This is a genomic window from Microbacterium phycohabitans (assembly GCF_032464935.1).
In the GTDB taxonomy this organism is placed as follows: Bacteria; Actinomycetota; Actinomycetes; order Actinomycetales; family Microbacteriaceae; genus Microbacterium; species Microbacterium phycohabitans.
In genome coordinates this window covers 136,668-162,917 of sequence record NZ_JAWDIT010000001.1, presented here as the reverse complement: position 1 = coordinate 162,917, position 26,250 = coordinate 136,668, and the positions used below count along the sequence as shown (strand labels likewise).

20 protein-coding genes are annotated in these 26,250 nt (G+C 71.5%); 17 read left to right on the top strand and 3 right to left on the bottom strand.

All coding sequences use genetic code 11. The features are described 5' to 3' along the window. Positions 1-11: 11 nt before the first annotated feature. Positions 12-833 carry an aldo/keto reductase gene (locus tag RWH44_RS00765; RefSeq protein ID WP_316003108.1) on the top strand — a complete coding sequence of 274 codons (822 nt, stop codon included), beginning with the start codon at positions 12-14 and terminating at the stop codon, positions 831-833. Between the two features lie 90 nt (positions 834-923). On the opposite strand, the gene RWH44_RS00760 is transcribed toward RWH44_RS00765, so the two are convergent. Next, positions 924-1,733: a DUF1206 domain-containing protein gene (locus tag RWH44_RS00760; RefSeq protein ID WP_316003107.1), complete on the bottom strand. Its 810-nt coding sequence runs from the start codon at positions 1,731-1,733 to the stop codon at positions 924-926. 75 nt (positions 1,734-1,808) lie between these two features. Between RWH44_RS00760 and RWH44_RS00755 the strand changes: the two genes are divergently transcribed. The 7 genes from RWH44_RS00755 to rbfA all read left to right on the top strand — a co-directional run bounded on the left by RWH44_RS00755 (position 1,809) and on the right by rbfA (position 12,246). After that, a complete protein-coding gene (locus RWH44_RS00755; protein WP_316003106.1) occupies positions 1,809-3,647 on the top strand; it encodes a lipase family protein in 1,839 nt (612 codons plus the stop codon). Between the two features lie 94 nt (positions 3,648-3,741). Next, positions 3,742-6,237, top strand: a complete 2,496-nt coding sequence (locus tag RWH44_RS00750; RefSeq protein ID WP_298875006.1) for a glycogen/starch/alpha-glucan phosphorylase — start codon at positions 3,742-3,744, stop codon at positions 6,235-6,237. 250 nt (positions 6,238-6,487) lie between these two features. Beyond that, complete coding sequence (locus tag RWH44_RS00745) at positions 6,488-7,129, top strand: HD domain-containing protein (RefSeq protein WP_316003613.1); 642 nt, start codon at positions 6,488-6,490, stop codon at positions 7,127-7,129. A gap of 245 nt (positions 7,130-7,374) precedes the next feature. Next, entirely contained in the window at positions 7,375-8,364 is a 990-nt protein-coding gene (gene nusA, locus RWH44_RS00740; protein ID WP_298875012.1) for a transcription termination factor NusA, read from the top strand. 33 nt (positions 8,365-8,397) lie between these two features. After that, on the top strand, positions 8,398-8,649 hold the full coding sequence (locus RWH44_RS00735; protein WP_298875015.1) for a YlxR family protein: 252 nt from the start codon (positions 8,398-8,400) through the stop codon (positions 8,647-8,649). 93 nt (positions 8,650-8,742) lie between these two features. After that, complete coding sequence (gene infB, locus RWH44_RS00730; protein WP_316003105.1) at positions 8,743-11,550, top strand: translation initiation factor IF-2; 2,808 nt, start codon at positions 8,743-8,745, stop codon at positions 11,548-11,550. A 216-nt stretch (positions 11,551-11,766) separates the two neighbouring features. Beyond that, entirely contained in the window at positions 11,767-12,246 is a 480-nt protein-coding gene (rbfA, locus tag RWH44_RS00725) for a 30S ribosome-binding factor RbfA (RefSeq protein WP_316003104.1), read from the top strand. A 255-nt stretch (positions 12,247-12,501) separates the two neighbouring features. On the opposite strand, the gene RWH44_RS00720 is transcribed toward rbfA, so the two are convergent. Further along, a complete protein-coding gene (locus RWH44_RS00720) occupies positions 12,502-13,380 on the bottom strand; it encodes an HhH-GPD family protein (RefSeq protein ID WP_316003103.1) in 879 nt (292 codons plus the stop codon). Positions 13,381-13,529: 149 nt separating this feature from the next. Between RWH44_RS00720 and RWH44_RS00715 the strand changes: the two genes are divergently transcribed. The 5 genes from RWH44_RS00715 (at position 13,530) to RWH44_RS00695 (ending at position 16,870) form a co-directional block, all read left to right on the top strand. Continuing rightward, a complete protein-coding gene (locus RWH44_RS00715; protein WP_316003102.1) occupies positions 13,530-14,036 on the top strand; it encodes a nucleoside/nucleotide kinase family protein in 507 nt (168 codons plus the stop codon). Continuing rightward, entirely contained in the window at positions 14,036-14,929 is an 894-nt protein-coding gene (gene truB, locus RWH44_RS00710) for a tRNA pseudouridine(55) synthase TruB (RefSeq protein WP_316003101.1), read from the top strand. The genes RWH44_RS00715 and truB overlap by 1 nt, the downstream gene beginning before the upstream one ends. Further along, positions 14,926-15,294, top strand: coding sequence for a hypothetical protein (locus RWH44_RS00705; protein WP_136587889.1), 369 nt, complete (start codon positions 14,926-14,928; stop codon positions 15,292-15,294). Before truB ends, RWH44_RS00705 begins: the two co-directional genes overlap by 4 nt. 215 nt (positions 15,295-15,509) lie before the next feature. After that, complete coding sequence (locus RWH44_RS00700) at positions 15,510-15,929, top strand: hypothetical protein (RefSeq protein ID WP_298875035.1); 420 nt, start codon at positions 15,510-15,512, stop codon at positions 15,927-15,929. Then, a complete protein-coding gene (locus RWH44_RS00695) occupies positions 15,926-16,870 on the top strand; it encodes a bifunctional riboflavin kinase/FAD synthetase (RefSeq protein ID WP_316003100.1) in 945 nt (314 codons plus the stop codon). Before RWH44_RS00700 ends, RWH44_RS00695 begins: the two co-directional genes overlap by 4 nt. A gap of 42 nt (positions 16,871-16,912) precedes the next feature. On the opposite strand, the gene RWH44_RS00690 is transcribed toward RWH44_RS00695, so the two are convergent. Beyond that, the gene (locus RWH44_RS00690) at positions 16,913-18,280 is read right to left on the bottom strand and encodes an MFS transporter (RefSeq protein ID WP_316003099.1); all 1,368 of its coding nucleotides are present in this window, start codon (positions 18,278-18,280) and stop codon (positions 16,913-16,915) included. Positions 18,281-18,447: 167 nt separating this feature from the next. Here RWH44_RS00690 and RWH44_RS00685 point away from each other — a divergent pair, with 167 nt between their 5' ends. From RWH44_RS00685 to RWH44_RS00670, 4 genes are all read left to right on the top strand, one after another. Further along, positions 18,448-20,898, top strand: a complete 2,451-nt coding sequence (locus RWH44_RS00685) for a heavy metal translocating P-type ATPase (protein WP_316003098.1) — start codon at positions 18,448-18,450, stop codon at positions 20,896-20,898. A 254-nt stretch (positions 20,899-21,152) separates the two neighbouring features. Further along, positions 21,153-23,312, top strand: a complete 2,160-nt coding sequence (locus tag RWH44_RS00680; protein WP_298875047.1) for a DEAD/DEAH box helicase — start codon at positions 21,153-21,155, stop codon at positions 23,310-23,312. Positions 23,313-23,617: 305 nt separating this feature from the next. After that, a complete protein-coding gene (locus RWH44_RS00675; protein ID WP_298875050.1) occupies positions 23,618-24,646 on the top strand; it encodes a 6-phosphofructokinase in 1,029 nt (342 codons plus the stop codon). Between the two features lie 452 nt (positions 24,647-25,098). Beyond that, entirely contained in the window at positions 25,099-26,013 is a 915-nt protein-coding gene (locus RWH44_RS00670; protein WP_316003097.1) for a putative endonuclease domain-containing protein, read from the top strand. Positions 26,014-26,250: the final 237 nt, after the last annotated feature.

Below are 26,250 nucleotides of genomic sequence, written 5' to 3'. Positions count from 1 at the left end.
GCGTGGATGCCATGATCTCCGCGCCCCGCCTGTCGCTCAGCGACGGTTCCACGATCCCCCAGCTCGGCGTCGGCACCTACAAGGTGCCCGCCGAGGTCACCGCCGACCTCGTCGAGGGAGCGATCGTCGCGGGCTACCGCCACATCGACACCGCGGCCCTCTACGGCAACGAGGCCGAGGTGGGCGAGGGGCTGCGGGCGTCGGGTGTCGCCCGCGACGAGGTGTTTGTCACGACGAAGGTCTGGAACGACGACCAGGGCTTCGATCAGACGCTGCGCGCATTCGACGCGAGCGCGGAGAAGCTCGGGCTCGAGCGGGTTGACCTGTACCTCATCCACTGGCCGATCCCGAGCGCGGACCGATATGTCGACACATGGAGGGCTCTGCTGCGGCTGCAGCAGGAGGGGCGCGCCACCTCGATCGGGGTGAGCAACTTCTCGGTGCCGCACCTCGAGCGCCTGCGCGACGAGACCGGGGTTCTCCCGGCGGTCAATCAGGTCGAGCTGCACCCCCGCTTCCCGCAGAACGAGCTCGTGGCGTGGCACGCCGCCCACGGCATCGTCACCGAGGCGTGGGCGCCCCTCGCGCGCGGGGGGCTGCTCGACGAGCCGGTCCTGGCCCGCATCGCCGAGAAGTACGGCAAGACGCCGGCGCAGGTCGTCATCCGCTGGCACCTCGATCGCGACCTCGTCGTGTTCCCGAAGTCGGTGTCGCTGGATCGCATCCGCGAGAACGGCGACGTGTTCGACTTCACCCTCGACGCCGACGACCACGCGCAGATCGCGACGCTGGACACGGCGGAGCGTACCGGCCGCAACCCCGACCTCGACTGAGGCGGGCCACGTCGGCGTCCTCGTCCGTCGGGCGTCGCGTGCGAGAACCGCGCGGGGGGCTCGGCCGCCGCGAGAGGCGAGGGCCGGCTCTCAGGCGTCGAGACGGGCGTAGCGCGCGCGGAAGATCGTGAACACGCCGTACGCGAGGAAGCCGAGGCCGACCAGGCATGCCAGAACGGGGCCGGCGGGCAGCGCGATCACAGCGGAAACGGCACCGTCGAGTCCCCCCGCCGTGTCGGGCTCGACGGTGATGGCGGCGACGACGAGCAGGGCCCCGATGATCAGCAGCGCCAGCCCCTTCGTCACGAATCCCACCACCCCGAGCGCCGTGAGGGCGAAGCCGAGGGGGCCGTCGGGCGTGCGCACCTTGGAGTGGAACGAGCGGCGCACCCCCATCCACGCGAAGCCGACGCCGACGGCGGCCACCACCGCTCCCACGGTGCCGAGCACGAATCCGCCCACCGACCACGTCAGCACCCCCTCGCTGAGGTTCTCCGCGGCCTGCTCGGCGTGAGGGCGCGAGCCGAGAGCGACGGATGCCGAGACGAGCCCGACCGCGACGAAGACCACGCCCTGCGGCGCCTCGGTGAGGATGCGGCCGATCCGGCGCCACACCGTAAGGCGGCGTGGCGCGAACGCCTGCAGCAGGTGCCACCCGCCGAGGGCGACGAGCCCCACCGCCAGGGCCCACAGCGCTGCCGCGCCCAGCGGCGCCGCCGCGAGGGCGCGGAACGCCCCGGTCTGATCGCTGTCCTCCTGGGCGCCGAGGCCCACCGCGATCACGAGCGCGCCGATGAGCAGGTGGAGGATGCCGTTAGCGCCGTAGCCCGCGCGCGCGGCGACCCGGAGCGCGGGGTTCGCCGCGGCGTCACGGGCGGCGGTGCGGGCGGAGGTCGGCATCCCGCCACCGTATGCCGTCGCGGGGGAGGAGGCGACGGGCCCGAGGCGCGTGCCGGCGATGCCTATCATGGCCTGATGCCCGCCACCCGCCGACCGCACGCGCGACGGTGGAACGCCCTCCCCGCCCTCGTGCGCAACGCCCCTCCGCGCGTGCTGCTCGTGATCGGTGCGGTCGTGGTGGCGCTCGGTGTGCTGATCGTCTCGCGCCCCCTCACCTCGCTCGTTCTGCTGGGCGTCTACGTGGGGGCGAGCGCGGTCGTCATGGGGATCGTCGAGCTCGTCGGACGCCCGGCGAGCTGGTGGGCGCGATCGGTGTCGGCCGCGTGGATCCTCGCGGGCCTGGCGGTGCTCGTGTGGCTCGGACGCAGCCTCGAGCTGCTGCCGCCGGTGCTCGCGGTGCTGCTGGTGATCGGTGGCCTCGCCTCGATCGGCCGGGCCGTCAGTCGCGGGGGAGCGAGCGCACGGATCCTCGCGCTCTCTTGGGGCGTCGCGCAGATCGCCTTCGGCGTCCTCTCCTTCACCTGGCCCGACGTGACGGTGCTCGTGCTGGCCGTCGTGTTCGGTGTGCGCACGATCGTGTTCGGCCTGGGCGTGTTCTGGCGCGGGGCGGTCGGCATCCGTCGCCCGCGCGATCGCGCGGAGCCGTTCGACGCGCAGCGCGCCGTGCGGCGTCGGCGCGTGCGCGCCCGCTGGGCGGCGGCCGGGCGCTACGCCTTGTCCCTCGTGCTCGTGGCAACCGCGGCCGGAGGGTGGTGGCTCAACGACTGGCTCGATGCGGGCGCCCCCGTGGTCGACGCGTTCTACGACCCGCCGGCCGAGGTGCCGAGCGGACACGGTCGTCTCATCCGCTCCGACGCCTACCTCGGGCGCCTCCCCGAGAACGGCGACGTCACGCGGATGCTCTACACGACCCGGGATGCCGCGAACCGCCCCGCCGTGGCCAGCGCGCTCGTCATCGTGCCGAAGGATCTGCCGCCGGGGCCGCGCCCCGTCATCGTCTGGAACCACGGCACGACGGGTGTGGCCCAGGGGTGCGCACCGAGCCTGCGCGACGCGTCTGCGACGAAGTGGTCGATCCCCGCGCTCGAGCAGGCGCTCAAGGCCGGGTGGGTCGTGGTCGCCTCGGACTTCTCGGGCCAGGGCGCCCCCGGCGCGTATCCGTACCTGATCGGGAAGGGAGAGGCCCGGTCGTCGCTCGACGCCGTCCTGGCCGCGAGCGAACTGCGCACCGATCTCACCCTCTCGCCCGACACCGTGGTGTGGGGGCATTCGCAGGGCGGCCACGCGGCCCTGTGGACCACCGCGATCGCCGAGGACTACGCGCCCGGCATCGACGTGCTGGGCACCGCGGTGGTGGCCCCCGTCGCCGACCCGCCCGCGCTGGCGCGCGAGCTGCTGTCGGGACCCCCGAACGCGATGCTGTCGGTCATCACGTCGTGGGTGCTCGTGCCGTACTCCGAGACCTACGCCGACGTGCACCTCGACGACTACATCGCCGAAGGATCCCGCTCGATCGTGCTCGAGATGACCCAGCGGTGCCCCAGCGAGCCGGGCGTGGTCGTCTCGGTGCTCACCGCCCTCGGGGTGAGCGAGGACCGCCCGCTCTACAACGCCGACCTCACCGACGGCGCGCTCGGCCGCCGCCTCGCCGAGAACGCGATGACCGAGCCGCTCGGCACCCCGATGCTCGTCGCGTGGGGCGCGGATGACGAGGTCATCCCGCCCAAGCTGCAGCGCGACTACGTGCAGGAGCTGTGCGCCGAAGGGCAGGCGGTGCGGTGGGCGACCTACGCCGGCTACGACCATCTGCGCCCGATCCTGCCCAAGTCGCGCTTCCTGCCCGTGCTGTACAGCTGGACGAAGAACCTCATCGAGGGTCGCGACCAGGTCGTCGACGGGTGCGGGCTGCGCTGATCCCCGGCGGGAGACGTGCGGCGTTCGGGTGAAGATCGTGTGTCGATTCCGATCCGCCTTGGCAGGGCGGGGTCGACCTGCGTACGGTCGGAACGTGCCCGACAACACCCCTGAGCTGCGTCCGACTCACCCCCTGGCCCTCGCGCCCGTCGTCGCCCCGGCGGCATCCGTCGACGGCTTCGCGAAACAGTTCCTGCAGAACCTCAACTTCGACCAGGGCGTGACGCTGTCGACCTCCGACGTCAACGATCAGTACCTGGCCCTCGCGTACACGGTGCGCGACTACCTCATGGCGCGATGGTTCGACGACCGCGCGCAGCAGAAGGCGCAGCAGAACAAGACCGTCTGCTACCTCTCGGCCGAATACCTGCTGGGTCGTCAGCTCGACAACAACCTCCTCGCGGCGCGTCTGACCGACATCGCCACCGAGGCGCTCGCGCAGTGCGGCATCGACATCGACGACCTGCGCCAAGTCGAGATCGAACCGGGCCTGGGCAACGGCGGCCTGGGCCGTCTCGCCGCGTGCTTCGTGGACTCGCTCGCGACCATGAGCATCCCCGCCATCGGCTACGGCATCCGATACGAGTACGGCATCTTCCGCCAGGCCTTCGCCGACGGTCAGCAGATCGAGCAGCCCGACGCCTGGCTGCGCATGGGATCGCCGTGGGACTTCGCCCACCCCGAGGCGGCGCAGACCATCTCCTTCGCGGGCACCACCGAGACCTACGACGACGAGGGCGTCGAGCGCACCCGGTGGGTCCCCGAGTGGAACGTGCTCGCGGTGCCCTACAACATGATGGTCCCCGGCTATCACAACGGCCGCGTCAACACCCTGCGCCTGTGGCGCGCGGTCGCCACGAACGCGTTCGACCTGCACACCTTCAACTCCGGCGACTACGTCGAGTCGGTGCGCGCGCAGACCTTCGCCGAGAACATCTCCAAGGTGCTCTACCCCGAGGACTCCACGCCCCAGGGCAAGGAGCTGCGCCTGCAGCAGCAGTACTTCTTCGTCGCGGCATCCATCGCCGACTTCATCGAGAACGTCCTGCCCGAGGACTTCGATCTCGAGAACCTGCCCGAGCGCGTGATCTTCCAGCTCAACGACACGCACCCCGTCATCGGCGTACCCGAGCTCATGCGCGTGCTCGTCGACGAGAAGAAGCTCGAGTGGGATGCCGCATGGGCGATCACGCAGAAGTGCTTCGCCTACACGTGCCACACGCTGCTGCCCGAGGCTCTCGAGGTGTGGTCGGTCGATCTCCTGGGCCGCCTGCTGCCGCGACACCTCGAGATCATCTACCGCATCAACGACGAGTTCCTGCTCGAGGTGCGCGAGCGCTTCGGCGACGACGAGATGCTCATCCGCAACATGTCGATCATCGGGGAGCACCCCTCCCGTTCCGTGCGCATGGCCTACCTCGCCACGGTCGCCGGCTCGAAGGTCAACGGCGTCGCCGAACTGCACTCGCAGCTGCTGCGCGACAACGTGCTGAAGGACTTCGCCACGATGTGGCCCGACAAGTTCACCAACGTCACCAACGGCGTCACGCCCCGTCGCTTCCTGCGCCTGGCGAACCCCGACCTCTCGGCCCTCATCACCGAGGCTCTCGGCGCCGGGTGGACCGTCGACCTCGAGCGCCTGCGGGGTCTGGAGGCCCTGGCCGACGACGCCGACTTCCGCGAGCGGTTCGCGGCCGTGAAGGCGTCGAACAAGCGTCGGCTCAGTCGCGTGCTCGAGGCGCGCGGAGAGACCCCGCTGTCGGACGACCACCTCATCGACGTCATGATCAAGCGCCTGCACGAGTACAAGCGGCAGACGCTCAAGGTGCTGCACATCGTCAGCACCTACGAGGGCATCGTCACCGGCCGGCTCGACGTGGATGCCGTGCAGCCCCGCACCTTCCTCTTCGGCGCGAAGGCCGCTCCGGGCTACGGCATGGCCAAGCGCATCATCCACCTCATCAACGCCGTCGGCGAGGTCGTCAGCGCCGACGAGCGCGTGCAGGGCAAGCTCAAGGTCCTCTACCCGGCGAACTACAACGTCACCCTCGCCGAGAGCATCATCCCCGCGGCCGACCTGTCGGAGCAGATCTCGCTCGCCGGCAAGGAGGCGTCGGGCACCGGCAACATGAAGCTCGCCCTCAACGGCGCCCTGACCATCGGCACGGACGACGGCGCGAACGTCGAGATCCGGAAGCTCGTCGGCGACGACAACTTCTTCCTGTTCGGGATGAGCGAGCCCGAGGTCGAGGCACTCTGGGCCGACGGATACCGTCCCGCCGAGTTCTACCAGCGCGACGAGCGGCTGCGCAGCGCCATCGATCTCATCGCCTCGGGAGCCTTTTCCGACGGCGACCGAACGGTCTTCGAGCCGCTGGTGTCGAACCTCCTCTACGAGGACCGGTTCATGGCGCTCGCCGACTTCTCGTCCTACCTCGACGCACAGGAGCGCGTCGACGCCGCCTATGCGGACCAGGACGGGTGGGTGCGTTCGGCGATCCTCAACGTCGCGCGCAGCGGCTACTTCTCCTCCGACCGCGCGATGCGCGACTACCTCGACCGCATCTGGCACGCCACCCCGGTGAGCTGACGCGGTCTCCGGATGCCGCGACCCGGGCGCTCGCCCGGGGTCGCGGCATCCGTCGTCCTGCCGCCGGAACGCGGGTCGGTGACGGGCGCGGTGCGTGCACGACCCCGGAATTTCGGATGCCGCGCGGCATGCGCACCGCGGAAACGCGCAGGCGTCGCGGCGCGCGGCGCCGCTTTTCCCGGGTCGTGCACGCACGCTGGCGGGAAGGCTGCGAAGGCTGGCCGACGGGCGACGGCGTCGAGGGGCCGACCTGGGCGAGAGTGGGAGTCCACTCGATCCCGGAGGCCCCGTCCGCATCAGCGACTTCCCCGCACCCGACACCCTCGCCGCCCGCGGTGCCCTCGCGCTCGCCCGGCAGTACCAGTCGCCCGCGATCACGGCGCACGGGCTGCGGTCGTGGCTGTGGGCGGAGGCCTTCGCCCGCGTCGACGGCATCACCGGGATCGACCACGAGCTGCTCTACGTCGCCGCCGTGCTGCACGACATCGGCACGGTCACGGAGTTCGACAACCACACGATCTCCTACGAGCACGCGGGTGGACACGTCGGCGTGGCCCTCACCGCCGGAGCCGGGTGGCCCGCGGAGCGTCGCGCACGGGTGCTCGAGGTGATCGTGCGGCACAACTGGCCGCACGTCGACGTGAAGAGGGATGCCGAGGGCCACCTGCTCGAGATCGCGACCGGTCTCGACATCTCGGGGGCCCGCCCCGACGCGCTGCCCGAGGACTTCCGCCGCGAGGTGCTCGCCGCTCACCCGCGCGGAGCCCTCGCCGAGGAGTTCGGCGCATGCGTTCGCGACCAGGCCGCGCGCAAGCCCGACACCGCCGCGCGGCGCCTGGTCGACGGGGGAGTGGTGGCCAAGCTCGCCGTGAATCCGCTCGAGCGGCTCTGACGGCGGCGGAGTCGAACCGACACGATGCGGGAGGATCGGCGAGACCACCGGTGGCCGCGCGACGCGCCATTCCTCCAGCGCTCTCCTGCGTCGTGTCGCCGAGCGCGACGGAGCAGCCCCGGAGATCCGCTGCGCGACGGTGTCGGCTATCGCTCCGCAGGTCGCGAGCGGGGTGGCATCCCGGGTATCGTAGGAGGGTTGTCGGCGCCGGTCGCGTCGACGAAAGCTGAACAACGGAGGGCCTTGTGGACATCGATCTCGCACTTCTGAAGACGATCGAGCGCGAGAAGGAGATCCCCTTCGACGAACTCGCGCGCATCATCGAGCAGGCGATCCTGACCGCCTACGCCAAGCACATCTCGCCGTCCGGCGAGATCCCGGCCGGTGCGCGGGCCTCGCTCGACCGCAAGACCGGTCACGTGGGCATCTTCACCCCCGTCACCGACGACGAGGGCGCCGTCATCGGCGAAGAGGAGCAGGCTCCCGACGACTTCGGTCGCATCGCCGCCTTCGCCGCCAAGCAGGTCATCAGCCAGCGTCTGCGCGACATCGCCGACGACGCGGTGCTCGGGGAGTTCCGCGGCAAGGAGGGCGACATCGTCGCCGGAGTCGTGCAGCAGGGCCCCAACCCCCGCATGGTGCACGTCGACCTCGGCACGGTCGAGGCGATCCTCCCGCCAGAGGAGCAGGTTCCGGGCGAGACCTATTCGCACGGCTCGCGCCTGCGTGTGTACGTCACGAGCGTCGCGAAGGGCAACAAGGGCCCGCAGATCACCGTGTCGCGCACGCACCCGGGTCTCGTGCGCAAGCTGTTCGCCCTCGAGGTGCCCGAGATCGCCGCGGGCCTGGTCGAGATCGTCTCGCTCGCCCGCGAGGCCGGCCACCGTTCCAAGATCGCCGTCAAGGCCAACGATCCGACGGTGAACGCCAAGGGCGCCTGCATCGGAGAGCTCGGTCGCCGCGTGCGCGCGGTCACCGAGGAGCTCGCCGGCGAGAAGATCGACATCATCGACTACGACGCGGAGCTGCCGCGCTTCGTCGCCAACGCGCTGTCTCCGGCGAAGGTCACGTCGTCCTTCGTGCTCGACGCCTCGACCAAGGCCGTCCGCGCACTGGTGCCCGACTACCAGCTGTCGCTGGCGATCGGCAAGGAGGGCCAGAACGCCCGCCTCGCCGCCAAGCTGACCGGCGCGAAGATCGACATCCAGCCGGACAGCATCCTCGAAGACAACTGAGCGTCCGTCGCTGAGCCGACGGCGAGGTGTACGATGGAACCAGTACGAACGTGCGTCGGATGCCGCGCACGCGCCCCCCGGTCCTCGCTTCTGCGTGTGGTCGCCCAGGGATCGATCCTCGTCGCTGACGAGCGAGCGGTTCTGCCGGGACGGGGAGCGTGGGTGCACGAGACGGACGCGTGCGTGAGAAAAGCTCTCGCGCGTCGCGCCTTCGTACGAGCATTGCGTGTGTCAGGCCCGCTTGACACGCAGACCTTCGAATCAACCCTCCAGCGAAAAGGCTGAACGGCTATGGACACGAAGTGAACGGCTCGAAATGAGACCCGTCCGCAACTAGCGGTCTGCCCTGTCCGGGGTAGGCCCTCAGACAGGAGAATTGTGGCAAAACCACGCGTGCACGAGATCGCTTCCGAGCTCGGCGTCGACAGCAAGGTCGCGCTTGCGAAGCTGAAGGAGCTCGGCGAATTCGTCAAGAGCCCCTCATCCACCATCGAACCCCCGGTGGCCCGTAAGCTCCGCGCCGCCCTCGCGGCCGAAGGCTCGTCGGGATCCTCGGATGCCAAGCCCGCCGCCCCGTCGGCGCGCCCGGCATCGGGTGCCCGTCCCGGTCCCGCGCGTCCCGCGGCGACCCCCGGCGCCCGTCCCTCCGGCCCGACCCCCGGCCCCGCCAAGCCCGCCGCTCCGGCGGCTCCCGAGGCCGCCCCGGCTCCCGCGGCATCCGCCCCGGCTGCCTCGGCTCCCGCGGCGTCGACCCCCGCTCCCGCTGCACCGGCCAAGCCCGGCGCGAAGCCCGCGGCTCCGTCGGCGGCTCCCACTCCCGGTGCCGGTGCGCCCAAGCCCGGCCCCAGCTCGCCCCCGCGCCCCGGTGGCGCGCGTCCTGGCAACAACCCCTTCGCCTCGTCGCAGGGCATGGGCCAGCGTCCCGCCGGTCCCCGTCCTGGCAACAACCCCTTCGCCTCGGCGCAGGGCATGGGCCAGCGCCCGACGCCCGGCAACATCCCGCGTCCCCAGGCTCCGCGCCCCGGCGCCCCGCGTCCCGGTGCTCCGCGCCCCGGTGGTGCCGGTCGTCCCGGCGGCGGCGGTCGTCCCGGCGCCCCGTTCCAGCAGCGTCCCGGCGGTCCCGGTCGTCCCGGCGGTGCCGGCGGCGGCTTCCAGCGCCCCGGTGGCGGCGCTCCCGGTGGCGGTTTCGCCGGTCGTCCCGGTGGCGGCGGTGGCCGTGGCCGTGGTCCCGGCGGTGGTACCGCGGGTGCCTTCGGTAAGGGCGGCGGCAAGTCGAAGCAGCGCAAGTCGCGTCGGGCGAAGCGGCAGGAATTCGAGATGCGGTCGGCGCCGGTCGTCGGCGGCGTCAACGTCTCGAAGGGCAACGGCGAGATCATCCGCCTGCGCCGCGGTGCCTCCATCGCCGACTTCGCCGACAAGCTCGAGGCGCTGCGCGGCTACACCGTGCAGCCCGGCACGCTCGTGACCATCCTGTTCAACCTGGGTGAGATGGCCACCGCGACCGAATCGCTCGACGAGGCCACCTTCGAGGTGCTCGGTGCCGAGCTCGGCTACAAGATCCAGATGGTCTCGCCCGAGGACGAAGACAAGGAGCTCCTCGAGGGCTTCGGTCTCGACCTCGATGCCGAGCTCGAGGCCGAGAGCGAGGACGATCTCGAGATCCGTCCTCCCGTGGTCACCGTCATGGGTCACGTCGACCACGGTAAGACGCGACTGCTCGACGCCATCCGCCAGACCAACGTGGTCGCGGGCGAGGCCGGCGGCATCACGCAGCACATCGGTGCGTACCAGATCTGGACCGAGCACGAGGGCATCGAGCGCGCGATCACCTTCATCGACACCCCGGGTCACGAGGCGTTCACCGCCATGCGTGCCCGTGGTGCGCAGGTGACCGACATCGCGATCCTCGTGGTCGCGGCCGACGACGGCATCATGCCCCAGACGGTCGAGGCGCTGAACCACGCCCAGGCGGCGAACGTGCCGATCGTGGTCGCGGTCAACAAGGTCGACAAGCCCGACGCCAACCCGGCCAAGGTGCGCCAGCAGCTCACCGAGTACGGTCTGGTCGCCGAGGAGTACGGCGGAGACGTCATGTTCGTCGACGTGTCGGCTCGTCAGAACCTCAACATCCAGGCTCTGCTGGATGCCGTGCTGCTCACCGCCGACGCGGGTCTGGACCTCACGGCCAACCCGAACAAGGCGGCTCGCGGTGTCGCGATCGAAGCGAAGCTCGACAAGGGTCGCGGTTCGGTCGCCACGGTGCTCATCCAGTCCGGAACCCTGCGCGTCGGCGACGCGATCGTCGCAGGCACGGCGTACGGCCGTGTCCGCGCGATGATGGACGAGAACGGCGAAGCGGTCGAAGAGGCCTACCCGTCGCGTCCCGTGCAGGTGCAGGGTCTGAACTCCGTGCCCCGCGCCGGTGACGTCTTCATCGTCACCGAGGAGGACCGCACCGCGCGTCAGATCGCCGAGAAGCGCGAAGCCGCCGAGCGCAACGCCCAGCTGGCCAAGGCCCGCAAGCGCATCTCGCTCGAGGACTTCACCCGTGCTCTCGAAGAGGGCAAGGTCGAGTCGCTCAACCTCATCATCAAGGGCGACGTGTCGGGTGCCGTCGAGGCGCTCGAGGAGTCGCTGCTCAAGATCGAGGTCGACGACAGCGTCCAGCTGCGCATCATCCACCGCGGTGTGGGTGCGATCACCGAGTCGGACATCAACCTGGCCACGATCGACAACGCGATCGTGATCGGCTTCAACGTCCGTCCCGACACGAAGGCCCGCGAGCGGGCCGCCCGCGAGGGTGTCGACGTGCGGTTCTACTCGGTCATCTACAACGCGATCGACGACGTCGAGCAGTCGCTCAAGGGCCTGCTCAAGCCGGAGTTCGAAGAGGTGCAGTCGGGTGTCGCCGAGATCCGCGAGGTGTTCCGTTCCTCGAAGTTCGGCAACATCGCCGGTGTCATCGTGCGATCGGGAACGATCACGCGAAACGCCAAGGCTCGCGTCATCCGCGACGGTGTCGTGCTGGCCGATGGCCTCGCCATCGAGTCGCTGCGCCGCTTCAAGGACGACGTCACCGAGGTGCGGACGGACTTCGAGGCCGGTATCGGTCTCGGCAAGTTCAACGACATCCAGATCGGTGACGAGATCGAAACGACGGAAATGGTCGAGAAGCCGCGAGGCTGATCGTCAAGCGGGGGTCGCGCTGATCGGCGCGGCTCCCGCTTCGGCCTGCGGGGGTGTGCATTCCCCCGAGCAGAGCGGGGGCCCCTACCCCGATGCTCGGAGGAATGCACACCCCCTCCGGCCTACGCTGGGTGCAGCGTCGCCCAACGGGGCCCTCACCCGGCGATGAGCCGCGGGGCACTCGACTCGCGGCGGTATTGGAAGAAGGAGAAGGCGATGGCAGGGGAACGACAGGCACGGGTGGCGGACCGGATTCGCGTGGTGCTCGCCGAGCGGCTCGAGAAAGGGCTGCGCGACCCGCGGCTCGGGTTCGTGACCATCACCGACGTGCGGGTCACGGGTGACCTCCAGCACGCCTCGGTGTTCTACACCGTCATGGGTGACGAGGCGCACCGTGCCGACACCGCCGCGGCGTTGAAGTCCGCGACCGGCATGCTGCGCAGCGAGGTGGGCAAGAACCTCAACACCCGTCTGACGCCGTCGCTGGAGTTCATCCTCGACGGCATCCCCGAGAACGCCGACCACATCTCGGCGCTGCTGCGCGAGGCGCGCGAGCGCGATGAGTCGGTCGCGGGTCTCGCCGCTTCGGCCGCGTACGCGGGCGACGCCGACCCGTACGTCAAGCCGCGCGATGAAGACGAAGAGGACGACCTCGACGACGATCAGGACGACGACGACGAGGCCGCCCGGGCCTGAGCCCACGGTTCGCACGGCCGAATGCCGCCCCGAGGGCGTGGCATCCGGCCGTTCGTCGTTCTCCCCGGCGGTGCCGAGGTGTGGGGCGTGCCGTCGGGCGGAGTTCGTCGGCGGCTCGCCGTGGGGGAGGCGGGCCGGGCGGCGCGTCGGCCGTGGGATCCGCAGGACGGTGCGCTCGCGACGCGGGCACGGGCGAAGCGGGATCCGGGCGACGGTGCGCTCGCGACGCGGGGGATTGCGGCCGGACGGCGGTGATCAGGATGCCGGGTGCCCCGGCAGGCGCAGGTGATCCTCGATCGCTTCGGCGAGGCCGTCGGCGATGAGCGAGTCGATCGCGCGGTCGCGCTGCGCGGCATCCGGCCAGGTCGGGAGGACGGCGAACAGCGGCACGGAGGCCGGGGCGGCGTCGCGGAGGGTCTTGAGAACGGCGCCGCGCGCCTGCCGATCGCTGCCCTCGTAGGTCGCCTGCTTGCGGCGCCGGTCCTCGGATGCCGGGTACCCGGCCGCCCGCCAGGCGCACTGCGCGGCCAGGGGGCACGCGTCGCACCGCGGCGATCGCGCCGTGCACACGAGGGCGCCGAGCTCCATGGCGGCGGCGTTCACGACCGCGGCGGCCGCGATGTCGGCGGGGAGTTCGGCATCCATCCGTTCCAGGTCGCGACGGTGCGGGGGGCCGGGCTGCGCTCGACCCGCGACGGCTCGGGCGAGCACGCGCCGGGTGTTCGTGTCGACGACGGGATGCCGGTCGCCGTACGCGAAGACCGCCACCGCGCGCGCGGTGTAGTCGCCGATGCCGGTGAGGGCGAGCAGGGCGTCGACGTCGCGGGGGACGACGCCGTCGTGGCGGTCGCGGATCTCCACCGCCGCCCGGTGCAGCCAGAGGGCACGGCGTGGGTATCCGAGGTTCGCCCACTGGGTCACGGCGTCGCCCGGGGGAGAGGCGGCGAGGTCGGCCGGGGCGGGCCAGCGGGTCAGCCAGGCCTCGAGGTGAGGGATGACGCGGGCGACGGGGGTCTGCTGCAGCATGAACTCGCTCACCAGTGTGCCCCACGCTCCGAACCCGGGACGCCGCCATGGCAGGTCGCGCGCTGCGTCGCGATACCAGTCGATGAGCGGAGCGGCGAGTCCTGGCATCCGTCCAGCCTACGGTCGCGGACACGCGGCGGTGCCCTCCGCGGAGGGCCCGTTCGTGCGCGGATTTCTCCTTGCGGCGCCGAGGGGCATCCGAAGGGAGAGCGACGCCGGGGAGGGCGGGTGTCGGTGGGCGAAAGTAGGCTGGAGGCATGGCGTCGACCGAGAACACCGTCCCCGATCTGCAGCGGAGCCTGCGCGACCTGATGCGGCAGAACAACCGCGCGGGGCGCGTGGTCGTGGCGGTCGACGCGCTCGATCTCGGCGCGGCGATGGACTTCGCCGGCGAATTCGAGAAGGCGATCGTCGAAGAGGGCACGGCGGTGTTCCACGTCTCCGTCGCCGACGGGGCCCCGCAGGTCCGCGAGGGGGTGATCGGCCCCTTCCGCGCGGGTGAGCCCTTCGGCCCGGGGGACGTCGCGCCCGCTGATGCGGTCCTCGTGGTGTCGGGCCGGTTCCTGCACAATCCCGACGTGCGCGGGCTGTGGAACTTCTCGATCTGGCTCGAGAGCAACCCTCCCCTCGGTGCTCCGCGCCCGGAGCGTCCGGATGCCGAGAAGCAATACCTCGCCACGGCACGGCCGAAGGCGGCCGCGTCGGTCATCGTCGAGAACTCCGACCCCGCCCACCCCGTGCAGGTGTTCGGAGACTTCTGCTGATGGTGCGTCCCGGCATCCTCCTGGTCGACAAGCCGGGAGGGATCACCAGTCACGACGTGGTGTCCCGCGCGCGCAAGGCCCTCGGGACGCGCAAGATCGGCCACGCGGGCACCCTCGACCCCATGGCGACGGGCCTTCTCGTGCTCGGCGTCGAGGGCGCGACCCGGCTCCTCACCTACATCGTCGGCGCCGACAAGACGTACGAGGCCACCATCCTTCTCGGGGTGTCGACCGACAGCGACGACGCCGACGGGGTCGAGACCGCGCGGGCGGATGCCGACGCGATCGAGGCCGTCGCCGATGAGGCGATCTCGGCGGGCATCGCCGCCCTCACCGGCGAGATCGACCAGGTTCCGAGCACGGTGTCGGCGATCAAGGTCGCCGGGCGGCGGGCGTACGACCTCGCGCGCGCGGGGGAGCAGGTCGAACTGACGTCCCGACGGGTCACGGTCTCGGGCTTCGACGTGCGCGCCAGGCGCCGGGGAAACGACACCATCGAGCTCGACGTCGTCGTGGACTGCACGAGCGGCACCTACATCCGCGCGCTCGCCCGTGATCTCGGCCGCGCTCTCGGCGTGGGCGGGCATCTGACGGCGCTCCGGCGCACCCGCATCGGGGCGTTCGACGTCGCGGCCGCGGCATCCGTCGACGACCTCTCCGAAGACGCGCTGCTCGCCCCGGCGACGGCAGCGGCGGTCGTGATGGGGGCGCTCGCGGTGGGAGCCGACGAGGCGCGCGATCTGCGCCACGGCAAGCGCATCGACGGGGGCGGGCGATTGACCGGCCCGGTCGCCGCCGCCATCGACCCCGATGGCCGTCTGGTCGGCGTCGTCGAGAAGCGCGGCGCCCAGCTCAAGAGCGTCATGAACATGCCCGAGGAGGTCGTCAGATGATCCTGTGGTTCACCCTCGTGCAGGTGGGGCTCGCCGTTCTCGCGGGTCTCGTCGCGGTCGGCGCGGGGCTGATCGGCCGACGCCCCGGAGACGTCACCGTGGGCTCGCTCGCGCTCATCGAGCTGCTGCTCATCGTGCAGATCGTGGTCGCGATCATCGCGCCGTTCGCCGGCAATCCGCCCTCGGGCAGCCTGCTCGAGTTCTGGACCTACCTCGTGTCGGCGGCCCTCGTGCCGATCGCGGGCGTCGCGTGGGCGCTGCTCGAGCGCAGCCGGTGGAGCACCGTCGTGATGGGGGTCGCCGCCCTCGCGGTCGCCGTGATGGTGTGGCGAATGCACGTGATCTGGACGGTGCAGATCGCCTGAGGGATCAGGATGCCGTGGCCCAGGCGGCCGCGGTGGGTCCGGTCCCTTCGACGGGCTCAGGGACCTGGGTGGGGAGCTCAGGGACCTGAGTGGGGGGCTCGGGGACCTCGGTGGGGAGGTGGCTGAGCCTGTCGAAGCGACCGGACCGACCGTCGGCGTGCCCGGCGGAGGCCGCGCTGCTCGGTCGCGGCCGGTCGAACTAGAATCGTGAGGTCATGGCATCCACCACTCCCACCCGCTCCCGGGGGATGACCGGCATCGGCCGTGTCCTCGTCGTCGTCTACGGCATCATGGCGCTCGCCGCCACGGGCCGCTCCTTCGTGCAGATCGTGCGCGAGTTCGACGACGCCCCGCTGGCGTATTCGCTGTCCGCCCTCGCCGCGGTCGTATACATCCTCGCGACCCTCGCGCTGATCTTCTCCGCGCGCCCTGCGTGGTACCGCGTCGCCTGGATCGCGATCGGGTTCGAGCTGGTCGGCGTCCTGGTGGTCGGGACGCTGAGTCTGGTGCTGCCGGCGCTGTTTCAGCACCCGACCGTGTGGTCGGTGTACGGCTACGGCTACCTGTTCATCCCGCTCGTGCTGCCCTTCCTCGGTCTCTGGTGGCTCGTGCGGCACCGCCGGGCGGCGTCGTGATCGTCTTCCGGGACCCCGCCGAGGTCCCCGCCGGCTTCGGTCCGACGGTGGTGGCGATCGGCAAGTTCGACGGCGTGCACACCGGCCATCGCGCGGTGATCGACCGCGCCCGGGTCGACGCGTCCGACGGCGCGCGCGTGGTCGCGGTGACTTTCGACCGCAACCCGTTGAGCGTCCTCCGGCCCGAGAAGTGCCCGGCCGACGTCATCGGCCCGCATCAGAAGCTCGACCTGCTCGAGCGAGCCGGAGTGGATGCCACCCTGCTGCTGACCTTCGACGAGGCCCTGGCCGCGATCCCCGCGGAGGAGTTCGTGCGCGGCATCCTGGTCGACGCCCTCGACGCCCGCACCGTTCTCGTGGGACGCGACTTCCGCTTCGGCGCCGGGGGAGCGGGTGACCCCGCTCTGCTGGAGCGCATGGGGGCCGAACACGGTTTCCGTGTCGACGTCGTCGACGACGTCCGCGCGGTGCACGCCGATCGGCGCGTGTCGTCCACGTGGATCCGCGAGGCCCTCTCGGCCGGCGACATCGCCACGGCCGCGCGTCTGCTGGGCCGGGCGCCCTCGGTCTGGGGCGAGGTCGTGCACGGCCTGAAGCGCGGACGCGAGCTGGGGTACCCGACCGCCAATCTCTCGCCCGATCTCGAGGGCTTCGTGCCCGCCGACGGCGTCTACGCCGGATGGCTCGTCGACGTCGACGGGGCGCGACGCACGAGCTATCCCGCCGCGATCAGCGTCGGAACGAACCCCACGTTCGACGATGTGAACGCGCGGCAGGTCGAGGCGTACGTGATCGATGAGACCGGACTCGACCTGTACGGGCATCACGTCGAGGTGCGCTTCGTCGAGCGGGTGCGCGGGATGACGGCGTTCGACGGGATCGACGCGCTCATCGCGCAGATGGCCGACGACGTGGAGCGCTCGCGCGCGATCCTGCGCTGAGTCGCGGGCGGGTCGCGCACCGGTGGTGGAACGGCGCTCGGGTCAGTCCTGCCGCGACAGGTGATTCCGGATGCCGAGGAACGAAGCTGCCGCTCCGAGCACCATGAGCACGGCGGTGAACAGCGCCGCCCGGTGGAATCCGTCGAGGTCCAGCGATCCGCCGACCACGGCGGACACGGCGGCGATGGCGAGCAGGCCGGCGACGCGCGAGACGGCGTTGTTGACGGCGGAGGCGATGCCCGAGCGCTCGGAGTCGATGGCGCCGAGCACCGCGGCCGTCAAGGGCGACACGGTCGCGGTCAGACCCAGGCCGAACACGATGACCCCGGGCAGCACTTGCGTCCAGTAATCGAAGTCGTCGCCGACCCGGAGCAGCAGCAGGGCGCCGGCCGCCATCACGAGGGGGCCGACGGTCATGAACAGGCGCGGCCCGAGACGTCCCGACAGAGCGCCCATGCGCGAGCTCAGGACGATCATGAGCACGGTGCTCGGCAACGACGCGAGTCCCGCGAGGGTCGCGGGAAGCCCCGCCCCCTGCTGCAGGTACACGCTGAGCACGAAGCCGTTCAACGACAGCGCCGCGTAGACGAAGACGGTCGCGAGGTTGCCCGCCCAGAAGTTGCGCGCCCGGAAGAGGTCGAGCGGCATCATGGGTTCGCGCGCCGTCTTCTGCCGCACGAGGAACCCCGAGAAGGCCAGGATGCCGATGATCCCCGGCATCCAGATGACGGGGGAGGCCCAGCCGAGGTTCGGCTGCTCGATGAGGGCGAACACGATGCCGCCGAGACCCGCCGCGCACAGGACCGCGCCGAGGATGTCGACGCGCGCGCCGGGGCGGCGGTGATCGCGATGGCCCAGGCGGGTGAGCAGCCACATCGTGACGCCGATGGGGAGCACGTTGACGAGGAACACCAGCCGCCATGACAGGGTGTCGACGAAGACGCCGCCGATCAGGGGGCCCGCGAGCATGGCGACGGTGGTCGCTCCCGTCCAGATGCCGATCGCGCGAGCCTGTGCCGCGCCGCGGAACGTCGACGTGATGAGGGCCAGGGAGCTCGGCACGAGCAGGGCGCCGGCGACGCCCTGGAGGGCGCGAGCCACGATGAGGAATTCCGCGGTGGGAGCGGCGGCGATGGCGAGCGAGGTGACGCCGAAGCCGATGAGGCCGATGCGCAGGACGACGACCCGCCCCAGCACGTCGCTGAGGGAGCCCGCAACCAGGATGAACGCCCCGAGAGTGACGAGGTAGGCGTCGACGACCCACTGCTGCGTGCTCAGGCCCCCGCCCAGGTCGCCCGCGATGGCGGGCAGGGCGACGTTGACGACCGTTCCGTCGAGGAACGACACGAACGAGGCCAGGACCGCGACGGTGAGGACCGTGCGTTGTTCCCGTGTCATCGCCTCGGCCATTCCCCCAGCGTAGGGTCGGTCGATCCGCGGCGGGCCGGGTTGCGCAGCCGAGAGCGAGGCGAGCGCGTGCGAAGGGCCGGGCGGGCGCCGAGCGAATCCTGGAACCTCGCCCCGGGAATACCCCCAGGGGGTATCCTGTTGCTGACCGGGGGAGCGGAGGAGGAGCCATGAGCGACCACTTGGATGCCGCAGCAACCGCCGAGGCGGTGCTCGACATCGACGGCATGACGTGCGCGAGCTGCGTCGCGCGCGTCGAAAAGCGCCTCGGGCGGGTCGAGGGCGTACACGCGGCGGTGAACCTCGCGACCGAGACCGCGCGGGTGCGCTACCCCGCCGACCTCGACACCGCCGCCCTGGTCGATGCCGTGCGGGCCGCCGGCTACGACGCCCGCGTCCGCACCCGCGCCTCGACGGAGCCGCCCCCGGTACCCGTGCCCGCCCCCGGAGGAGCGGTGGATGCCGTGACCGGGCGCGATCTCACCGCGACCGCCGCGCAGCTCGAGGGCGGCTCTTCCGCCGCTCCGGACGCCGCCGGCTCGCACGAGCACGGCTCCGAAGCCCCCCCCGCGTCCGCGCACGTCGCCGACACGCACGCCGCCGACACGCACGTCGAGGCCGAGGATGCGTCGTCGGGGCACGTGCACGACACAGCCGACGCGCCCGGGTCGACCCCGCTGCGGACACGCCTGTGGGTGTCGCTGGCCCTGGCCGTCCCCGTCGTGGCGCTCGGCATGGTCCCGGCGTGGCAGTTCCCCGCGTGGCAGTGGGTCTCGCTGGTGCTGGCCACTCCGATCGTGCTCTGGGGCGGATGGCCGTTCCACCGCGCCACGCTGCGCAACGCGCGTCACGGCGCCGCCACGATGGACACCCTCATCACCCTGGGCACCTTCGCCGCCTACCTGTGGAGCGTCTGGGCGCTCGTGTTCGGCACGGCCGGGCGGATCGGCATCCGTCATGAGGTGATGCTGTTCGGGCCCGTGCACGACGCCACCTCGGTGGTCTACTTCGAGGTCGCCGCGGCGGTGACGGTGTTCCTGCTGCTCGGACGCGTGGTCGAGCAGCGCTCCACCCGCCGTGCCGGAGCCGCGCTGCGCTCGCTGCTCGACCTCGGCGCGCGCGAGGCGGAACTCGCCGACGGGCGCCGCATCGACATCGACCGCCTGGCCGTCGGCGACGTGTTCGTCGTGCGCCCCGGGGCGACCGTCGCGACCGACGGCGAGGTGCTCGAGGGGCGCGCCTCCGTGGACGAGAGCATGCTCACCGGGGAGTCGCTCCCGGTCGACGTGGGTCCCGGATCGACGGTGACCGGCGGCACCATCGCCTCGGGCGGGCGCCTCGTCGTCCGTGCGACCGGCGTCGGCGAGCAGACGCGTCTGGCCCGCATCGCCCGTCTCGTCGAAGACGCGCAGCTCGGCAAGAGCCGTGTGCAGCGCCTCGCGGATCGCATCTCCGGGGTGTTCGTCCCCACCGTGATCGTGCTCGCCGCGCTCACCCTCGTCGGGTGGCTCGTCGCCGGTCAGCCGCTGCCGGCGGGCTTCACCGCGGCCGTCGCGGTGCTCATCATCGCCTGCCCGTGCGCGCTGGGCCTGGCCACCCCCATCGCGATCCTCGTCGGGACCGGCCGCGCCGCCCAGCTCGGCATCCTGGTCACGGGCCCCGCGGCCCTGGAATCCGCCGAGCGCATCGACACGATCGTGCTCGACAAGACCGGCACCCTGACCGCGGGGCGCATGAGCGTCGTGAACGTCACCACCGCCCCCGACCAGGATGCCGACCACGCGCTGCGTCTGCTGGCCGCGCTCGAGCGCGCGTCGGAGCACCCCGTGGCCCACGCGATCGTGGTCGCGGGGGGCGAGGGTCCGGTCGCCGAGGACGTCGAGGCCCTTCCCGGCCGCGGCATCGTCGGTGTCGTCGACGGCGTCCGCGTGTTCGCGGGGCGCCCCGCGCTCGCCGCCGATCTGGGCGCGCCTCTGCCGGACGCGCTCGCCGCGGCCGTCGCCGAGGGGGAGCGGCGCGGCACCGTCGTGGTGGCGGGATGGCCCGACGACGAGGGCGCCATGCGCGCGCGCGTCGTCGTCGAGGTCGCCGACACCGTGCGTCCGGAGAGCGCCGCCACCGTCGCCCGCCTGCGCGCGATGGGACTCGAACCGGTGCTGCTCACCGGCGACAACCCGCACGTCGCCCGCGCCGTCGCGGCCGAGCTCGGCATCGAAAAGGTGAGCGCCGGGGTCCTGCCCGAGGGCAAGGTCGCGGAGATCGCCGCGCTCCGCGCCGAGGGGCGCACGGTCGCCATGGTCGGCGACGGGGTCAACGACGCCGCCGCCCTGGCATCCGCCGACCTCGGCCTCGCCATGGGAGGAGGGACGGATGCCGCGCTCCACGCGAGCGACGTGGCTCTGATGCGCGACGACCCGCGGGGTATCGTCACGGCGGTGGCGCTGAGCCGGCGCACGATGCGCGTGATCCGCGGGAACCTCTTCTGGGCGTTCGCGTACAACGTGGCGGCCCTGCCGCTCGCGGCCCTCGGGCTGCTGAACCCGATGCTCGCCGGAGCCGCGATGGCGTTCTCGAGCGTCTTCGTCGTGCTCAACAGCCTGCGGCTGAGGCGCGCGGCCTGAGCGGCGCCGACCGGTGAAGTGCGCGGATCGTCCGCGACAGCGCGTCTTCGCCGTCGGTTCGGGGCCGAAAGCCGCTACAGTAGAGGTGATCCCGCCATCCGCCCCTGTCGCGAACCGTTCCGGTCGACGCGCTCTCGGGTAGCAGGCACCGCCGCTTCGGCGGCGTGCCGGGTGACGTTCCCCGGGGTCACTGATCCACCGGCTTCGCGCCGGAACGTTCCGGACCCTTTCCGGACGACACGCTCAGGAGGAGCATGCCGACCACGGCAACCGCCGCCCGTAGCTCGAGCCAGCGGCGCAGGAAGACCACGTCATCCCGACGCGACGACGAAGCACCCGTCATCCCGATCCTCGCCCGCAAGGTGCGCGAGGTCGAGGCGAAGGCGCAGCGCGGCAAGCTCGGGCCCACCAATCGCGTCAAGTTCCAGGTCATCGCGTTCCTCGTGCGCGAGGAGCGCGCGCGGGTCAAGGCCGACACCGAGATCACCGACGCCGCCCGCGCCGAGCTGCTCAAGCGCCTCGACGGCGTGGCGACGATCCTCGCGAAGACCGCCGCGCGCGACACCTCGCTGATCCAGCTGCTCGAGGTCGACCAGGCCACGTCTCCCGTGGCCCGCCGCATGCGCCGCGACTGGCTGCTCGAGTCGGGCGCCGAGCTGCCGCCCGACGAGCTGATCATCACCGACAACACGCCCAAGATCACACCGGTCGTCTCCGCGGCTCTCGCCGAGAAGCAGGTCGTGCCGGCATCCATCGAGGCGCGCCAGATGGCGAACCCGTTCCGCGCGCCCGACCTCACGCCGCGCCCCAGCGGTGACGCCCCGCGTCGCCGCCTCGACGGCTGGGAGCTCATGGGCCCGCTCTACAAGGCGTTCGAGACCGGCGCCGGCGGGTCCGCCGCGAGCATGGAGCTGCCGCCCGTGCCCGAGTTCGACCGGCTGTCGCCGCGCGGACTCGAGGTCATGCCGCACCAGTCGCGCTTCCTCGAGGCCGTGCGCCTCGGTCACCGCGAGTTCCTCCTGGCCGACGAGCCGGGCCTCGGCAAGACCGCGGAGTCGGTGCTCGCGGCATCCGTCGCCGACGCGTATCCGCTGCTGGTCGTCGTGCCCAACGTCGTGAAGATGAACTGGGCGCGCGAGGTGCAGCGGTGGACCCCGCAGCGCCGCGCGACCGTCATCTCCGGTGGCGGCGCCGACATCGACGCCTTCGCCGACGTGTTCATCGTCAACTACGAGATCCTCGACCGCCACCTGTCGTGGCTGTCGTCGATCGGCCTCAAAGGCGTCGTCGTCGACGAGGCGCACTTCATCAAGAACCTCACGTCGCAGCGGTCGCAGAACGTGCTCGCGCTGGCATCCCGGGTGCGCGAACAGACGCGCAACCCCCTGATGCTCGCCCTCACCGGAACCCCGCTGATCAACGACGTCGAGGACTTCGACGCGATCTGGCGCTTCCTCGGATGGACCAACGGCGAGAAGCCCGGCCCCGAGCTCATGCAGAAACTGGATGCCACGGGCCTCACTCCCGCCGACAAGGCGTTCTACCCCGAGGCGCGCGAGGCCGTCATCTCGATGGGCATCGTGCGACGCAAGAAGAAGGACGTCGCGGCGGACCTGCCCGACAAGCTGGTCGCCGACCTGCCCGTCGAGCTCGACGACGAGTACGGCCGCTCGATCCGCCAGGCCGAGCGCGAACTCGGCGCCCGCCTCGCCGCCAAGTACCGCCGCATCATCGAGGCGCGCGGCGACCGCGGCCTCGCCGCCGGCGAGATCGACGAGGACATCGTGCGCCTGGTCGCCCACGGCGAGCTCGAAGAGAGCAAGGCCGCGGGTTCGGGCAGCGAGAACGTCTTCACGATGGTGCGCCGCATCGGTCAGGCGAAGGCGCACCTCGCGGCCGACTACGCCGTGCAGCTGCAGCGCTCGGTGGGCAAGGTCGTGTTCTTCGCGAAGCACATCGACGTGATGGATGCCGCCGAGGCCCACTTCAAGGCCTCGGGTCTGAAGTCGGTGTCGGTGCGCGGCGAGCAGACCTCGACCGCCCGCCAGGCCGCGATCGATGCGTTCAACAGCGACCCCGGTGTGGGGATCGCGGTGTGTTCGCTCACCGCAGCCGGCGTGGGCCTGAACATGCAGGCCGCCTCCAACGTCGTGCTCGCCGAGCTGTCGTGGACCGCCGCCGAGCAGACGCAGGCGATCGACCGCGTGCACCGCATCGGCCAGGAGGAGCCCGTGACCGCGTGGCGCATCATCGCCGCGCACACGATCGACACGAAGATCGCCGAGCTGATCGACTCCAAGGAGGGTCTCGCCCAGCGCGCCCTCGACGGCCAGGCGGTCGAGCCCGGCTCGAGCGACTCCGTGCAGCTCTCCGCGCTCATGCACCTGCTGCGTCAGGCGCTCGGCAAAGCCTGATCCGCACCTCCACGAACGCCCCGGCTGCTTCGGCGCCGGGGCGTTCGGCGTATCCGCGGGGTGGGTCGGGGCGCGGCGCTCGGGACCGGAGCCGCGGGGCTGGGCCGTCGGTCCGGACTGCGCCGCCTAGCCGGGCCGTGCCGTCGGTCCGGGCTGCGCCGCGGCGCCGGCGAGTATCTCTGCGCCGGGGCCCGGCATCCACCCCCGGCGTCACGTGTAGCAGCGCCTCCATCCGCGGCGATAGGGTCGAAGACGGCAACGGCGCCGACCCTTCACCCGAACCACAGCACCAGAGGACTCTGCCCATGAAGATCGGCATCCTGACCAGCGGCGGCGACTGCCCCGGTCTCAACGCGGTCATCCGTGGCGTCGTGCTGAAGGGCACGACCAACTACGACATCGAGTTCGTCGGCATCCGCGACGGCTGGCGCGGGGTCGTCGACGGCGACTTCTTCCCCCTGACGCGTCACGAGGTGAAGGGGCTGTCCAAGGTCGGCGGCACCATCCTCGGCACCAGCCGCACCAACCCCTACGAGGGCGTGCGCGGCGGTGCCGAGAACATCTCCAAGACGATGTACGGGCACCGGCTCGACGGCATCCTCGCGATCGGCGGCGAGGGCACCCTCGCGGCGGCCGACCGCCTGTCGAAGGACGGCATCAACGTGCTCGGCGTGCCGAAGACGATCGACAACGACCTCCGCGCGACCGACTACTCCTTCGGCTTCGACACCGCCGTCAACATCGCGACGGATGCCATGGACCGCCTCCGCACCACCGGTGACTCGCACCAGCGCTGCATGGTCGCCGAGGTCATGGGTCGTCACGTCGGCTGGATCGCTCTGCACGCGGGTATCGCCGCGGGCGCCCACGTCATCTGCATCCCCGAGGTGCCGATGTCGATCGACGAGATCGTCGAGCAGGTCACGCGCGCCCACGACCGTGGTCGCGCTCCGCTGGTCGTCGTGTCGGAGGGCTTCAAGCTCAAGGGCATGGACGAGGCCTTCAGCGACAAGGGCCTCGACGCCTTCAACCGCCCCCGCCTGGGCGGCATCGGCGAACTGCTCGCTCCCGAGATCGAGCGCCTCACCGGCATCGAGACCCGCGCCACCGTGCTCGGTCACATCCAGCGCGGCGGTTCGCCCTCCGCGTTCGACCGCGTGCTCGCCACGCGCCTCGGCCTGCACGCCGCCGACGCGCTCAACGAGGGTGCGTGGGGCCAGATGGTCGCGATGCGCGGCACCGACATCGTGCGCGTCCCCTTCGCCGACGCCCTCGGCGAGCTGAACAGCGTCCCGCTGTACCGCTACGAGGAGGCCGCCGCCCTCTTCGGCTGAGTCTGCTGCACCGACGCTCCGTCCCGCTTCGTGCGGGGCGGGGCGTCGGTGTGTGCGGGGCGGGCGTGGGCGGCGAGCGGCGCAGGCTGGGCGAGCGGCGCAGGCTGCGCGAGCGGCGCAGGCTGGGCGGGCGGCGCAGGCTGGGCGAGCGGCGTGGTCTGTGCGAGCGGCGCAGGCGGGCGATGGGCGAAGGCTGTGCGCGCGGCGCAGGCTGTGCGCGCGCAGGGCGGGATGCGGGTGGAGGCGTCGCGAGCGTGCGCCGCGTCCCTGCAACCTCGTCCCACTTATTTCGGTGCATGTCCCACTTATGGCCGGTCGGGGCGCCCCGCACCGGCCATAAGTGGGACATGCTCGGGGCGGCGGAAGATGGGGAGGCTCCTCCACAGGCCTTGACCGGGTCCAGGGGCTGTGGAGAACGCCGGCGCAGGGGTCAGCGGTCGGGATCCTGGAGCATGACTCGCCGCCATCCCCTGCCGGACGACCTGCCCGAGCGATTCCACGTAGCGGAAGCCCTCCGACGAGGCGCGAGCAGGACTCGCCTCCGCGCCTCCGACCTCGTGACGCCCTTCCACGGCGTGCGTTCTCGCTCGACCTGCGACGAGAGCATCCTCGAAAGGTGCCGGGCCTACGCACCACGACTCGCCGAGGGCCAGTTCTTCAGTCATGAGACGGTGTTCGCGCTGCGTGGTCTCAGCACACCGGAGTGGCCGTACACGCCGCGCCTGCACGTGTCGGCGCACCGCCCCGCCCGCGAGCCCCGCACCCGTGGAGTCGTCGGTCACCGATTGCAGACCCGGGAGCCGGCCATCGAGGCCGGACCCGAGGGGATGCCGATCGAGAACGCCGTCCGTGCCTGGCGGCAGTGCGGCCGGCTGTGGCGTCTCGACGACCTGGTCGCGGGCGCCGACGCGATCCTGGGCGGCCGGAGGCCGCTCGCCGCCGCCACTGACCTGGATGCCGAGATCACCCTCATGGGGGACGTCCGGGGTGGCATCCTCCGGAGGGCGCTCGCTCTTGCCCGCCCGGGCGTGAGGTCACCGCGGGAGACCCACCTGCGACTCCTCCTCACGCGCCACGGGTTGCCGGAGCCGGGCGTGAATGAGGACATCTTCTCTGCTCGAGGAGAGTTCGTCGCAGAGATCGACCTCACCTTCGAGGCGTGGCGCGTCGCCGTCGAATACGACGGGCGCGTGCACGCGGAGGATCCGCGGCAGTTCGCTCGCGACGCGGACCGCTGGGCCGCGATCCGCGATGCGGGGTGGGACCACGTCCGTATCCTGAGCCACCACCTCCGCGGAGACGGCGCCCCGGCGGCATCCCTCGTTCGCGCTGCGTTGCTCAGGGCGGGCTGGCGACCCGGTCAGTGACTCCTTGTCCCACTTATGGCTGGTTGAGGAGGTCGTAACTGGCCATAAGAGGGACAAGCACCGTCTTGAGTGGGACATGCCGCAGCCGCTGCGACCGCACAGCCGCGGCATCCCTCGTGCGCGCTGCGTTGCTCAGGGCGGGCTGGCGCCCCGGTCAGTGACTCCTTGTCCCACTTATGGCTGGTTGAGGAGGTCGTAACTGGCCATAAGTGGGACAAGCACCGCCGTGAGTGGGAC